Genomic DNA, 12788 nt, shown 5'->3' with positions numbered 1-12788 from the left:
TATTTTAAGCGAGAGTTTTATTCAGTTTTTTGCTGATATCATTAATGACCAAAGTGGCATGTTCACGAGAATTCTCAATGAACCAGGTACTAGTTTTCATTCCCCCACAAACCACTCCGGCCAGGTAGAGGTTTTCCACATTTGTTTCGTAGGTTTCTTTGCTATGGGTTGGAGTAAGTAAGTTGTCATCACTCAGAGTAATTCCGCTTTTTTTCAAAAAGTCAAAATCCGGCATGTAACCGGTAAGTGCCAACACAAAATCATTGGCAATAACTTTTAAACCTTCAGGTGTATTGATTGCTACTTCATCTTCTGAAATCCATTCCAGTGTAGATTTAAAATATGCTTTGATCGAGCCTTCTTTTATCCTGTTTTCAATATCCGGTTTAATCCAGTATTTTACCCGGTGGCTTATCTCCTCTCCCCTAATGATAATGGAAACATCTGCCCCTTTTCGGTAGGTTTCCAGGGCAGCATCCACCGCTGAATTTGCAGCCCCCACCACTACCACTTTTTGACCTGCATAAGGATGTGGCTCACCATAGTAATGCTTAACTTTTGGTAAATCTTCCCCTTTCACATTCATTTTATTTGGGATATCATAAAAACCTGTGGCAATCACTACCGAATGAGTCAGATAGCTTCCCTTACTTGTTTCAACCTTAAAATTTCCATGCTGAGTTTTTTGAACATTTAGTACCTTTTCATAAAAATTCATGTCCAATTCCCACTTATTCAAAACCCTTCTAAAATATTCCAGGGCTTCACTTCTTGTAGGTTTGTTGTAATGGGAAATGAACGGGACCCCTCCTATTTCCAGAAGTTCTGATGTAGAGAAGAAGGTCATGTTTGCCGGATAATTATATAGGGAATTTACCAGACAACCTTTTTCAATAATTTTATAATCAAGATTAGCTTTTTTTGCCTCAATACCACAGGCCATTCCTATAGGCCCTCCTCCAATCACCAGCACATCAAGTATTCTTTCTTTATTCATTATATTATTTATGTTCTTTGGAACTTTGAGCAAAACTAAATAAAAATGGGTTAGATATTAAGCTTATGTTTCTTATAAAAGAAAAACACCCTTAGAATAAAATTCCAAGGGTGTAAGTTCAATTTAATCTAAAATTACTAACATAAACCAAGTCTTTAAAAAACTTGCTACTAATCTTCTATTACTCCTATAAATCTTTTATATTTATTTCGCTCAGCTTCTCAACTTTTTTAATAAAAAGTGAAATAATCCAGGAATGAAATATGTTTTTTCGCTTTCTAATATATCTGCAAATTAAATTCTGCCTGAATAAGTAAAAATGACTTTCTCCCAGTAATTTTATTGACTTATATCATAAATAAAACTTTGCCGAATATTCTATTTTTAGGAATAATAAAAATTCTTAAATTTAGAAATTTAAATATTCATTTTTTAAACCTGAAGCATTACTAAAATGGAGAGTATACTGGTCCCGATAGATTTTTCTGATAATTCCATGAATGCATTAAATTATGCAATTGGATTGGCCCAAGAGTTAAACAGCACTATTACCCTGTTCAATAGCTATCCAATAGATGTGCCCATGGCAATGGAATATTCATCAGGTGCATATATGCAATCCCTGAACACCGAGGTGAAACTTGACAGAGAAAAAAGATTAAACGAAATAATATCAAGCTATAAAACTATAACCTATAAAGATTCGGATGAATTAATCCGCTTTAAACTTCAGGTAAGAGAGGGTGTAGCGGCTGATAGTATTTTATTAATGATAGAAGAGTTTAACTTTGATTTATTGGTGATGGGAACCAAAGGAGCTTCTGGACTAGAAGAAGTTCTACTTGGCAGTATTGCCGTATCCGTAATGGAAAAGGTGAAAATTCCTATTATCGTGGTACCAGAAGATGCCAAATTTTCCCAATTGGAAAAAATAGTTTATGCCACAGATTTTGATGACAAAGACATTGAAATAATAGATACCCTGCAAAATATTGGGGAATACTTTAATTCTGAAATTACCTGTCTGCATATCAATACCTCTCCTTCCAAAGTAGAGGAAGAAGAAGGAAAGCTTGATGCCCTTAAGAGAAATTATTTTTTCACTCCGGTTGATCAGTTAAATTTCAAGATTATTTCGGATGAAAAAGTAGAACATGGGCTTCAGGAATATATCGAAAAAAATGATATTGATCTTATAGTGGTAACTCCAAAAGAAAGAGGCTTTATAGAAGGAATATTTCATAAAAGCCTATCCAGAAAGCTTGCATTCCATGCCCATACCCCAATTCTGGTAGCCAAATAATTAGATCTGGTATTTTTTTAATCTTGGGGCACTTAAACCTTGCCCCTTCTCATGCATTTCTCCATTCCTTTCCACCAATTATATTGGCAATGTTCGTTTATTTTCCCAGACTACGATCCCACCTGATTTTCTAAGCCTTAAATTTCATAAAGAACCCTGAAAACTATTTCTTAAAAAATAGTTTGTTATGCATGCATAATATTAAAATAATTTTTATATTTGTTTTAAATGTTATGCATGCATAACATTTTCCTTTACCAGAACGTTAATATAGATATCAAATAAATTACGAAGACATGGAAGCATCAATCAGTAAAAAAGCCAAAAAAGGTGGTGAATTTTTAATTAAAGAAACAGAAGCCAGCCAAATTTTTATTCCTGAAGAATTCACCGAAGAACAAAATATGATGGCCCAGGCCACCAAAGATTTTATTGAAACCGAGATCGCTCCAAAAGTAGAAGAAATTGATAGTCTGAAAGATGGCCTGATGAGGTCAATTTTAAATAAGGCAGGAGAACTTGGATTACTTGGAATTTCAATTCCGGAGGAATATGGAGGACTGGGAATGAGTTTCAACACCTCTATGCTTATTGCCGATGTTATTGGATCAGCGGGTTCATTTTCAACCACTTATGGTGCACACACAGGTATTGGCACCTTACCAATTCTCTATTACGGCAATGAAGATCAAAAGAAAAAATACTTACCAAAGCTCGCTTCTGGAGAATGGGCAGCCTGCTATTGCCTTACAGAACCAGATGCCGGCTCCGATGCAAATTCTGGAAAAACTAAAGCAGAATTAACCGAAGATGGTAAGTTTTATAAAATCAATGGACAGAAAATGTGGATTTCCAATGCGGGATTTGCAGACTTGTTCATAGTATTTGCCAAAATCGAAGACGATAAAAACCTTACTGCCTTTATTATCGAAAAGTCATTTGGTGGAATTACCATGAATGATGAAGAAAAGAAAATGGGGATTAAAGGTTCATCCACCAGGCAGGTATTTTTCAATGATTGTATGGTACCTGTTGAAAATATGCTTTCCACAAGGGAAAATGGATTTAAAATAGCAGTCAATATTCTCAACATAGGTAGAATTAAATTAGGAGCAGGTGTAATAGGTGGTTGTAAAGAAGTTGCCTCTCTTGCAGTAAACTACTCTAATGAAAGAAAACAATTTGGAACGAGTATAGGGACCTTCGGGGCTATTAAACAAAAGTTGGCCAATATGGCTATCAGAACTTTTGCCACAGAATCTGCAGCTTACAGAGCTGGTCAGGATATCGAGGATTTGATAGATGAATTGATGGATGGTGGAATGGATGAGAATGAGGCTAAACTCAAAGCAACAGAACAGTTTGCAATCGAATGTGCAATCATAAAAATACACGGGTCGGAAGTGTTGGATTATGTTGTGGATGAAGGCGTACAGACATATGGCGGAATGGGATTTTCTGCTGATGCTCCGATGGAAAGAGCTTACAGAGATGCCAGAATTTCCAGAATTTACGAAGGAACCAATGAAATTAACAGAATGCTTCTTGTAGGTATGGCCCTTAAAAGAGCTATGAAAGGTGAATTGGAAATGATGGAGCCAGCAATGGCTGTAGCCAAAGAATTGACTTCTATTCCTTCCTTTGCCACAATTGATAAGTCAGCTCCTTTTGCCGAAGAAAAAGAAGTACTGAAAAACCTCAAAAAGGCCATTTTGATGGTAGCAGGTAAGGCTGCTCAAAAATTTGGGTTGGCTTTAAACGATCAGCAAGAGATATTAATGAATGCAGCTGATATGTTAATTGAAGTTTATGCGGCTGAATCAACCCTTTTAAGAGCCGAAAAAATCATGAACATAAAAGATGAAAAGGCTAGTGAACTTTATAAAAAAATGGCTATGGTTTACCTCCAGGAAGCTGTGGACAAAGTAAATATTTCAGGTAAGGAGGCCATTGCAGCAATTGCCACCGGAGATGAGCAAAAAGTAATGCTTATGGGCCTTAAGCGATTTACAAAAATCAATCTGTTAAACATCCATGAATTAAGAAGAGAAATCGCAGACCACATGTTAGAAAAGAATGAATATCCTTTTTAAAGGCTGTTCAATAATTATAACTGATGATCTTTAATCTATACATGGTCAGAACTTTAAGATACAATTACCGTTTAAAAGTTTAACCGTTAACCTTAACCATTGTCAAAACCGCACCATTATATGTTGCGGTTTTTTTATACCTTGGGCTGAAGTACAAAGGTTTCCTTTTTATCCTCATTAGACTTTTCATATTGTAGAGTAGAATAAGCTATTCCAAAATTCTTAGGGATGGAAATATGAGGGAAATTTAATTTAATTGCAATTTTCACAATGGCCATATGATGAATAGCATGTTCCAGATTAAAAGCCAATTCTCTGGCAAGGCTGGATTCCATATAAATTTTTTCATCTTTGTCTGTGGAGTAAGAAGCACCTAAAAGCAAAGCTTTATCAGATTTTAATAATTGAAGAGAATCTTTCAGTTTTTGAAGGGCCATTATAGCTTTATCTCTATTATTTTCCATTTCCCCATTATGAGCTCTTTTATCGTAAGATAATTTTCCCTTCTTATAATTAGAAAGTAAAATTTGATAAAATTCAATTACGTGTCTCTGATGTTTCCCAATGCTACTGCCAGAGAGAAGTTCAAGCGGAAGAGAAAACTCACCAGGTTGTAGTTGCCTGGTCACATCAATAAGCTGGTTAATGATCTCTATGGATACATCTTTTAGATACATAAATTTAATAAAGTTAGTTTGTTTAGAGTCTGGAAAGTCCTACATTCAATATCAGTTAGTTACCACATTATTTTATCTAAGGATTCATAATATTTTTACTTTCAGAAAAATCAATCCAGGAATTACATTAAGGAAAAATACAAAAATTAAGTTCAATTCAACCAATCATTGCAAAAAAATTCCCACCAATACCCTATATTGTAAAAGACCGAATTAGTCTGACAAAACTTTTATAGTGTGAATTTTCATTATCACTTAAAAAATAACCATTTAGACAATTCCCTATAAGTGATTTTTTTGCCATACATTAAAATGCCTACTCTGTAAATTTTTGCGGCCATCCAGGTTGCAGCTAAAAAACCAATTACCTGAATTCCCATAGATAAAAATAATTCCCATGAAGCACCGATGAAAGGTAACCTGATCATGGTAATTACAGGTGAAGTAAGTGGGAACATAGACAACCAAAAGGCTATACCGCCATTAGGATTAGCAATCACCGCCCCAGACATTGCAATTGAAAGGATTAAGGGAATGGTAATGGGTAACATAAACTGCTGGGTATCAGTTTCGCTATCCACAGCCGCTCCAATTGCTCCAAAAAGTGCAGCGTAAGTAAGGTACCCAAAAAGGAAAAAAAACAGAAAACTTCCAATAATTAAAGGGTAATCTATGGTGTTTTTCAAGGCATATAAAAACTCATTTTCCGGAACTGCAGGTTCTCCGTTTTTATTTAGTGAATCTCCCTGCACCACAATTGCTGAGGTACTTCCTGGTGAAATGGTTTGTTGATCAAAACCAAGAAATAGGGTGGAAATCATGATGCTAAAAATACCCAAAATGATCCAAATCAGGAGTTGAGTCAGGCCCACCCCAGCAATTCCAATTATTTTACCCATCATTAGCTGAAAGGGTTTCACAGAGGAAATGATCACTTCTACTATCCTGTTTGTTTTTTCTTCAATCACTCCTCTCATTACCTGAGCCCCATATAAAAATGTAAAAAAATAAACCAGCAGTCCTCCTACCATGCCAACTGCAGTTGAAGCGGCTGTATTTACCTCTTCTTCCTTATTTTCTGGTCCGAGATTAATAATAGAAATTTGAATATTTGTCTTTATTTGATCTACAATCTTTTTATCAATTCCTGATTGAGCCCATTTAATATTTTCAATTTCCTTTTCTATGGTATTGGTAATCAGACTTTGGGTGATAGCAGAAATTCCATACCTCGATAATAATTTTATCCCTTCAGGATTTTCCAATTGAATGGGAGGAATAATTAACTGGGCGTCTATAGAATCATTTTGTAAAAAACTAAAATTAGATTCTGAATTTCTCCTGTCAGAATAAATGTAGAAAAGTTTATCAGAATTCTGAAACTTCCCTTCAAATAACCCGCTTTCGTCCCAAACCTCTATTATTTGAGTTTCAGTTCCTGAAATAGCAAGCCAGGCCGGAACAATATAAACAGAAGCAATTAATACCGGGCCTAAAATTGACATAATGATAAATGATCTTTTTCTTACCCTGGTCCAATATTCCCGTTGAATGATCAGTAGTATTTTTTCCAATTGTGATTTGACAGTTTATCGAAATTGATTATCCCTAATTTTGAAATGGTATAGTCCAAAGATAAAAAGGAGCTTATCCAAAAATAGAAGCTTTGTTTAAACTTTCACATTTCATCTCTACAATATTATTATTCATAAGGCTTCAATCAGCATGAAGCTTAATTGATAAAAAAATATAAATATGCGCTTTGTAATCAACTTGGTAGGAAGTTTTAGAGGAAGCAATAAAAAGTTCAATTTTAATTAATCAAAAGTTTGACAGAAAATTCTCTAAAAGTTATAACTATTAGGAAATTGCCAGAATTTCATAAACTTTATTATTAAAATTAATTGAATCCCCTTTTTCCAAATTACTGAGTTTAACCCCAATTGGCGAACCAGGAGAGATGGCAAAGTATTCATTTCCATCAAATACAATTTTTCCAATACTGATTGACAAATAATATTTCCCCTGGTTAGTTTCCACAAGGGCTCCCAATCCAGATTTTGTAAATTTTTGCTGGGGAGAAAATTGACTCAACACTTGTTGCAATTTCATAGCCTCAGCCAACTGGCCTGCATTTTTATCTCGCTCTAACTGCATCATGGCGCGTCCGGTTTCGTATTTATCCCCTGCGCTGCTTTTTCCTTCCTCATTAGCGGCAGCCTGAGCTGCTTCCATCGCCTTTTTAATATAATCGATTCTTTCCAATACATAATCCTGACAAGACTTGAACAATCTTTCCTTTACTTCCATCTCTTATTTATTTTTTGCGGATGAATAACTTAAAAAAACTAGGCAAACTAAAATTAAAACAAATCAAGTTTAACCAGCCGAAAACGTCTTCCAGATAACATTCTTAAATAAAATATTTCAGTAATAATCAAATCCGATCTAAAACTTTTCTGATCAACCCATCAATTACTTCACTGGGATTACTGGAAAACTGATTGGTAATTCTATTGGCAATTATGGCATTAAGCGAAATAACCTCATGTCCTAGTAATTTTCCTAATGCATAATACCCAGCTGTTTCCATCTCAAAATTAGTCAATTTAAAACCCTGGTAATCAAATAATTTCATATTTTCAATCAAATTAGGCAAAGCTAGAGGCAACCTTAAGGCTCTCCCTTGAGGAGAATAAAATCCCGGGCATGTAACCGTATTGCCTTTAAGCATATCAAAAGCAAATTGATTTATCAACCTTGAGGAAGCCTGGGCCAGATAGGGCCGAAAAGATAACCCCAATTTACTTTGTATTAAAGAAGTAATTTCCAATTGTTGGTCATCCATTGACAAATCATAAAAATTCATCAGATTGTCAAACCCAATTCCATTTCCAGATACCAAATGGCTATCCAAAGGGATTTCGTTTTGTAAACTTCCAGAAGTGCCAATTCTAATAATATTTAATTTACGTTTATCCTTCTTCTCTGTCCTTTTTACCAGATCAATATTTACAAGGGCATCCAGCTCCATCATTAATATTTCAATATTATCTGTTCCCATTCCTGTTGAGATTACTGAAATAGGTTTACCTTTAAATTTTCCCGTATGAGTGATAAATTCTCTTTTTTGCTTTCTAAAGTCAATAGAATCAAAATATTGACTAACCTGCCCCACCCTATCCGGGTCACCTACAGTAATTATATTTTCAGCAATATTTTCCGGTAAAAGATTTAAATGATAAACACTACCATCCGGATTAAGAATTAGCTCTGATGCTGGAAAAAACTTAGGATGCTGCATTTTTATTTTTCTGGTTAATGATATGGTAAAAGTAAATGAATTAAAATATCATATACTAAAAATACCCTCTAAATAAAAAAAGCCTTTCTTTTGGAAAGGCTTTGTAAAAAAATTTATATGAACAGATTTTCAATCCTGTTGGCCATCTTCGGCTCTAACATTCACCACAAAACTGACTGTTTCCTCCATTATTTTGTCATATTTTAGTTTAATATATTCTACATCCTTTAGTTTGATTGCGCCTTTACTTTCCTGAAGATAATTGATAGAGAATTGTAAGGCTTCTAATTTACCCACTGTTTCGGTAAACCTTACCCATAAATCTTTGGAATCGAGGAATTTTTGAAGAATTCCAATCACTGTAATAAAACCACTTATTATCAAGGCTAAAGTGTTGAAAAGTTTTTCAAATCCTTCAAAGTTTAATCCTAATAAAATTGTTACAACTGCTGCCAGAAAAGTGGATAAAACCCTAAAAGAAAAGGCTCTTAATTTATTTTTCCTCCTTTCCCTGGTATAAAACTGGATTTTTCGAAAAATTTGTTTTTTTAAAATTTCTAATTTTGCTAAAGCTTCTATGTTTTCCTCCTCTAATTTGTTATCATAGCGTTCTTTACTAACCTCAGTTAATATATAATTATAACCTGCATCTGGAATTTGATTTCTTTTCGCACTTGCCCCTTGTGGTTTCTGGGAAGTATTTTCCTCTTCAACCGGAGGAACAATTGGAGGACTTGTGGGTTTAGTATTTAGTTTAGTCATGCTTAAAAGGATTAATTTGTCAATAATATTTTCCACTTATGGGAAAATCCTTTTAGAGAATAACTATTACCCTATTTTAGTCTATAAAGTTTGGCAGTATTATGCTAAAAACATGTAAGAGATTATAGAATTCAGTGAAATAGAGGAATAGAGGAATAAGATTACCTTAATTTTATTTTTTTATGAATTTATTTTAATTTTTTTAAACCAATTTCCTGAAAATACTTTTATATATTTAGGTACCTGAATTTCAAAAAAAATATTTTCTCCAAAAACACAAATACTTAAAAAAAGGCTAAAATGCTTTAATTTTAAACTTCTAAAAATATTTTTTTAGGTCTGTCAATTTTCAGGAAATTCAACTAACTTTATTAACAAGAAAACTATTTTTTAATTAAAATCGCATTCTCCTGCCAAATGATTGATTTTCAAACATTTGACTTAACCAGTAAAATTTAATTATTTGTTTTAATGAAAACGATTGAAGAGTTCACCTTGCAAAATATGGTTCTTATTGAATCTTATCTTAATGGAAAACTTTCGGAAAAAGAAAGAGCAGAGTTCTATCAACGTCTGGAAGTGGATGAAGAATTAGCTGAAGATTTGGAACTTGTAAAAACCAGCAACTTCTTTTTGGAAGGAAAAAATAAAAAAGCTTCCGATTCCATTAATAGATTTAAAGAATTTAATCAACCAAATTTAAAAATTACCAAAAAGGTAAATATAGGAAAAGCTATTTTGAGTAATGGCTTCCTAGCCATTTTAGGCGTCATAATTTTAGCTATATTTTGTACCTTATTATTGTTTATTATCTAATTTACAAGCCAAAACTTTTGCTAAAACTTTTTAATTTGTTCAAGTGCATCAGCCACTGACTTTACAGGAAGTTGGCAAGTTTTATTTTGACACACATAAATTGTAGTCTCCCCATCAATAGCCTCTCTTTTCTTAAATAATGGTAAATCCAACCTACCTTCCGTGGCTAAAATGATCTTATTAGGAATAAATTCCTTTTGAATTTCCATTGCAAAAGAAAAAGCCTCTTTTCCAATAATTACAATTTCAATAATGTCTTTTATTAATAATCCATAAACCCTTGCCCAATTCGTAAGGTATCTTAGTTCTTTTTCAATCATTGGTGCGACCTGAATAGTCATTTTTTTTGCCATTTCCAGATATGCTTTCTTTCCAGAAATCTCCCCAAATACAAGTAAATTTTCTGCCATCATAGAGTTGGAAGATGGAATTACATTATCGAATATCTCTTTTTTTCTTGCAATAAGTTGTTCTCCATTTTTATCAGTGAAAAAGAAAAAATGTTCTTCACTATCGAAAAAGTTTTCAATGGCATATTCAAGCAGATTTTTAGACAGGTTCAGCCATTTTTTATTCCCACATATTTGAAATAAAGCTAAAAATCCATTGATAATAGATGAATAATCCTCCAAAAATGCCGAATTAAGTACCCGACCTTCCTTAAAGGAATGGAATAACCTGTTTTCCCTCATCATATTTTTTTCAATAAATGAGGCATTTCTTAAGGCTAATTCTAAAAATTTTTCATTTCCAAAAACAGCATAAGCATCAACCAAACCTTTAAGCATGAGCCCATTCCAGGAAGCAAGAATTTTATCATCTAATCCCGGCCTTACTCTTTTACTCCTCTCTTCCAGAACTTCTCTTTTCCAATAATTTATTTTGTCATTTAATTCTCCCCTAGAGAATTGATGTTTTTCAGCAAACTTTTCATCGGATATTGTTTTATACAGGATACTGGTCCCATCTTCCCAATTCCCTTGAATCTTCACATTGTAATATTCCTCAAATAATGAAATGTCATCTCCCAAAAGTTTAACAAGTTCATTAAATTCCCATGTATAAAACTTCCCTTCAACTCCCTCACTATCAGCATCCAGTGCAGAATAAAAACCTCCTTCTGTACTGGTTAATTCTCGTTCAATAAATGTAATACTTTCTTCAACGACCCTTCTAAAGTAATCCGATTGCGAAATAGTATAGGCTTTTGAATAAAGACTAATCAACTGGGCATTGTCATAAAGCATTTTTTCAAAATGTGGAGCAAACCATTCGTTATCAACAGAATACCTAGAAAATCCCCCGCCAATTTGATCATAAATTCCACCATTAGCCATTTTCTCAAGTGTAAATACTACATGTTTTAATGCATTTTCATTTTCAGAATAAGCATAATAATCCAGCAGGAAACTATAGATGGACGGCATGGGAAATTTTGGGGCACCTTTTAAACCACCGTCTTCTAAATCAAACTTTTGTTCAATTTTGCCATAAGCTTCATCTAAAATATTAATTGAAAAACTACTCTCATTAGACTTTAATCCAAACCGATCAACTTCACTGATATTTAATGAGTTTTTAAATTCATCAGCTGATTTATTAATGGCTTCCCTTTGATCCCTGAAAGCTGAGACAACCCCCAACATCAACTTCTTCCAATTCTCTGCAGGAAAGTAAGTGCCTCCGTAAAATGGATTGGCATCAGGAGTCAAAATGACATTTAAAGGCCAACCACCCTGAATACCCATATTTTGGATGGCTTCCATATAAATTTGATCGATATCTGGCCTTTCTTCCCTATCTACTTTTATACAAATAAAATATTTGTTCATGATAGTCGCTACTTCCTCATTTTCGAAAGATTCCTTTTCCATTACATGGCACCAATGGCAGGCCGAATATCCAATACTCACAATAATTGGTTTATCTTCAGCTATGGCTTTGTTTAAAGCCTCCCGGCCCCAAGGAAACCACTCTACTGGGTTGTATGCATGTTGAAGAAGATATGGACTAGTTTCCTTAATTAATTTATTCGGGGTGGACATAAAAAATGGAATTAATGAAAATAATCTTTAAAAGATGCTTATGGTAACCTTTTTACAAATCTAAGCTTTTTAAAAGGGCACTTCCACAAAAAAATATATTTTCAAAAAAATCAAGTGGTATAACTCTAGCAGAGTGGGTTCCAAATAAATCAGAAGGACAAGTAAAGTAAAGGCATAAAAAAAGCCGGAAAAATCCGGCTTAAATAACAAATTATATTAAAGCTTTATCTCCTGAATGCCAGTACAGCAGCACCACAATGACTTTTGGAATCTTTAAAAGTAAAATTAAGCACGTAAAGTCCTGTTGATTTACATTTATAGTGAATTCCTGTAAAAAATTTATTATTTACGTAATTGGTCGCTACCTGGGCTCTTCTTTGGTCCAGCAAACTAAAGACTAACCCTTCTGACCCTCCATCTTTTGTATTCATTGTAAATGAATAATTTGTATCCTTACTCAGAATACAAGAATATTCTACTTTTTGGGCACGCCCGTCTCTACCATCCACTCTGTAACTCTTTTCATACAGAAAGCCCGGGGCAATTTTTTTCATACTCTTTTCGCTGTACAAATCGGAATTACACTGAGCTGTGGCTTTTGACATCATCCCACATCCTACAATTACTAAAAAGGCAAAAAGAAAATTTTTCATGATATTATTTTTTAGAAACAATGTTTTTATGAAGTTCAATTTAGTTGAAATTTATTATAGGAATTACCAGAAAAAACTTTCTAAAGTCCTGCTGAATAAAGCTAAAACTTTTATTCAGTATATTTCCTTTAAAAAGCA

At 33.6% G+C, this 12788-nt stretch carries 11 protein-coding genes; 3 read left to right on the top strand and 8 right to left on the bottom strand.

Features of this window, described 5'->3' with window-relative positions; genetic code table 11:
• Positions 1–4: 4 nt before the first annotated feature.
• Complete coding sequence (locus tag A3EM_RS0105820; RefSeq protein ID WP_020527237.1) at positions 5–997, bottom strand: YpdA family putative bacillithiol disulfide reductase; 993 nt, start codon at positions 995–997, stop codon at positions 5–7.
• A 454-nt stretch (positions 998–1451) separates the two neighbouring features.
• On the opposite strand from A3EM_RS0105820, the gene A3EM_RS0105815 reads away from it, so the two are divergent.
• Positions 1452–2300: a universal stress protein gene (locus A3EM_RS0105815; protein WP_020527236.1), complete on the top strand. Its 849-nt coding sequence runs from the start codon at positions 1452–1454 to the stop codon at positions 2298–2300.
• A 296-nt stretch (positions 2301–2596) separates the two neighbouring features.
• Positions 2597–4393: an acyl-CoA dehydrogenase family protein gene (locus A3EM_RS0105810; protein ID WP_020527235.1), complete on the top strand. Its 1797-nt coding sequence runs from the start codon at positions 2597–2599 to the stop codon at positions 4391–4393.
• Between the two features lie 134 nt (positions 4394–4527).
• Here the strand turns inward: A3EM_RS0105810 and A3EM_RS41645 are convergent, their stop codons facing one another.
• The 5 genes from A3EM_RS41645 to A3EM_RS0105785 all read right to left on the bottom strand — a co-directional run bounded on the left by A3EM_RS41645 (position 4528) and on the right by A3EM_RS0105785 (position 9136).
• Positions 4528–5070 carry a hypothetical protein gene (locus A3EM_RS41645; protein WP_020527234.1) on the bottom strand — a complete coding sequence of 181 codons (543 nt, stop codon included), beginning with the start codon at positions 5068–5070 and terminating at the stop codon, positions 4528–4530.
• A gap of 251 nt (positions 5071–5321) precedes the next feature.
• Complete coding sequence (locus A3EM_RS0105800; protein ID WP_026210119.1) at positions 5322–6644, bottom strand: ABC transporter permease; 1323 nt, start codon at positions 6642–6644, stop codon at positions 5322–5324.
• 286 nt (positions 6645–6930) lie between these two features.
• Positions 6931–7380: a hypothetical protein gene (locus tag A3EM_RS0105795; protein ID WP_020527232.1), complete on the bottom strand. Its 450-nt coding sequence runs from the start codon at positions 7378–7380 to the stop codon at positions 6931–6933.
• 127 nt (positions 7381–7507) lie between these two features.
• The gene (locus A3EM_RS0105790) at positions 7508–8374 is read right to left on the bottom strand and encodes a nucleoside phosphorylase (RefSeq protein ID WP_020527231.1); all 867 of its coding nucleotides are present in this window, start codon (positions 8372–8374) and stop codon (positions 7508–7510) included.
• Between the two features lie 129 nt (positions 8375–8503).
• Entirely contained in the window at positions 8504–9136 is a 633-nt protein-coding gene (locus A3EM_RS0105785; RefSeq protein ID WP_157637751.1) for an SLATT domain-containing protein, read from the bottom strand.
• Positions 9137–9607: 471 nt separating this feature from the next.
• Here A3EM_RS0105785 and A3EM_RS0105780 point away from each other — a divergent pair, with 471 nt between their 5' ends.
• Positions 9608–9952 carry a hypothetical protein gene (locus tag A3EM_RS0105780; RefSeq protein WP_020527229.1) on the top strand — a complete coding sequence of 115 codons (345 nt, stop codon included), beginning with the start codon at positions 9608–9610 and terminating at the stop codon, positions 9950–9952.
• Between the two features lie 20 nt (positions 9953–9972).
• Here A3EM_RS0105780 and A3EM_RS0105775 read toward each other — a convergent pair whose 3' ends face one another.
• Both A3EM_RS0105775 and A3EM_RS0105770 read right to left on the bottom strand, forming a co-directional pair.
• On the bottom strand, positions 9973–11997 hold the full coding sequence (locus tag A3EM_RS0105775) for a thioredoxin domain-containing protein (RefSeq protein WP_020527228.1): 2025 nt from the start codon (positions 11995–11997) through the stop codon (positions 9973–9975).
• 224 nt (positions 11998–12221) lie between these two features.
• The gene (locus tag A3EM_RS0105770) at positions 12222–12650 is read right to left on the bottom strand and encodes a hypothetical protein (protein ID WP_020527226.1); all 429 of its coding nucleotides are present in this window, start codon (positions 12648–12650) and stop codon (positions 12222–12224) included.
• Between the last annotated feature and the right edge of the window lie 138 nt (positions 12651–12788).

The sequence above is a fragment of the Flexithrix dorotheae DSM 6795 genome (assembly GCF_000379765.1).
GTDB lineage: Bacteria > Bacteroidota > Bacteroidia > Cytophagales > Flammeovirgaceae > Flexithrix > Flexithrix dorotheae.
Note: the sequence above shows the minus strand (reverse complement) of the source record. Positions and strands in the feature narration are given on the sequence as shown.

What these genes read in the sequence shown, in the direction of transcription:
- A3EM_RS0105820 (WP_020527237.1), bottom strand. Translation starts at nt 997, where the DNA reads ATGAATAAAGAAAGAATACTTGATGTGCTGGTGATTGGAGGAGGGCCT.
- A3EM_RS0105815 (WP_020527236.1), top strand. Translation starts at nt 1,452, where the DNA reads ATGGAGAGTATACTGGTCCCGATAGATTTTTCTGATAATTCCATGAAT.
- A3EM_RS0105810 (WP_020527235.1), top strand. Translation starts at nt 2,597, where the DNA reads ATGGAAGCATCAATCAGTAAAAAAGCCAAAAAAGGTGGTGAATTTTTA.
- A3EM_RS41645 (WP_020527234.1), bottom strand. Translation starts at nt 5,070, where the DNA reads ATGTATCTAAAAGATGTATCCATAGAGATCATTAACCAGCTTATTGAT.
- A3EM_RS0105795 (WP_020527232.1), bottom strand. Translation starts at nt 7,380, where the DNA reads ATGGAAGTAAAGGAAAGATTGTTCAAGTCTTGTCAGGATTATGTATTG.
- A3EM_RS0105790 (WP_020527231.1), bottom strand. Translation starts at nt 8,374, where the DNA reads ATGCAGCATCCTAAGTTTTTTCCAGCATCAGAGCTAATTCTTAATCCG.
- A3EM_RS0105785 (WP_157637751.1), bottom strand. Translation starts at nt 9,136, where the DNA reads ATGACTAAACTAAATACTAAACCCACAAGTCCTCCAATTGTTCCTCCG.
- A3EM_RS0105780 (WP_020527229.1), top strand. Translation starts at nt 9,608, where the DNA reads ATGAAAACGATTGAAGAGTTCACCTTGCAAAATATGGTTCTTATTGAA.
- A3EM_RS0105775 (WP_020527228.1), bottom strand. Translation starts at nt 11,997, where the DNA reads ATGTCCACCCCGAATAAATTAATTAAGGAAACTAGTCCATATCTTCTT.
- A3EM_RS0105770 (WP_020527226.1), bottom strand. Translation starts at nt 12,650, where the DNA reads ATGAAAAATTTTCTTTTTGCCTTTTTAGTAATTGTAGGATGTGGGATG.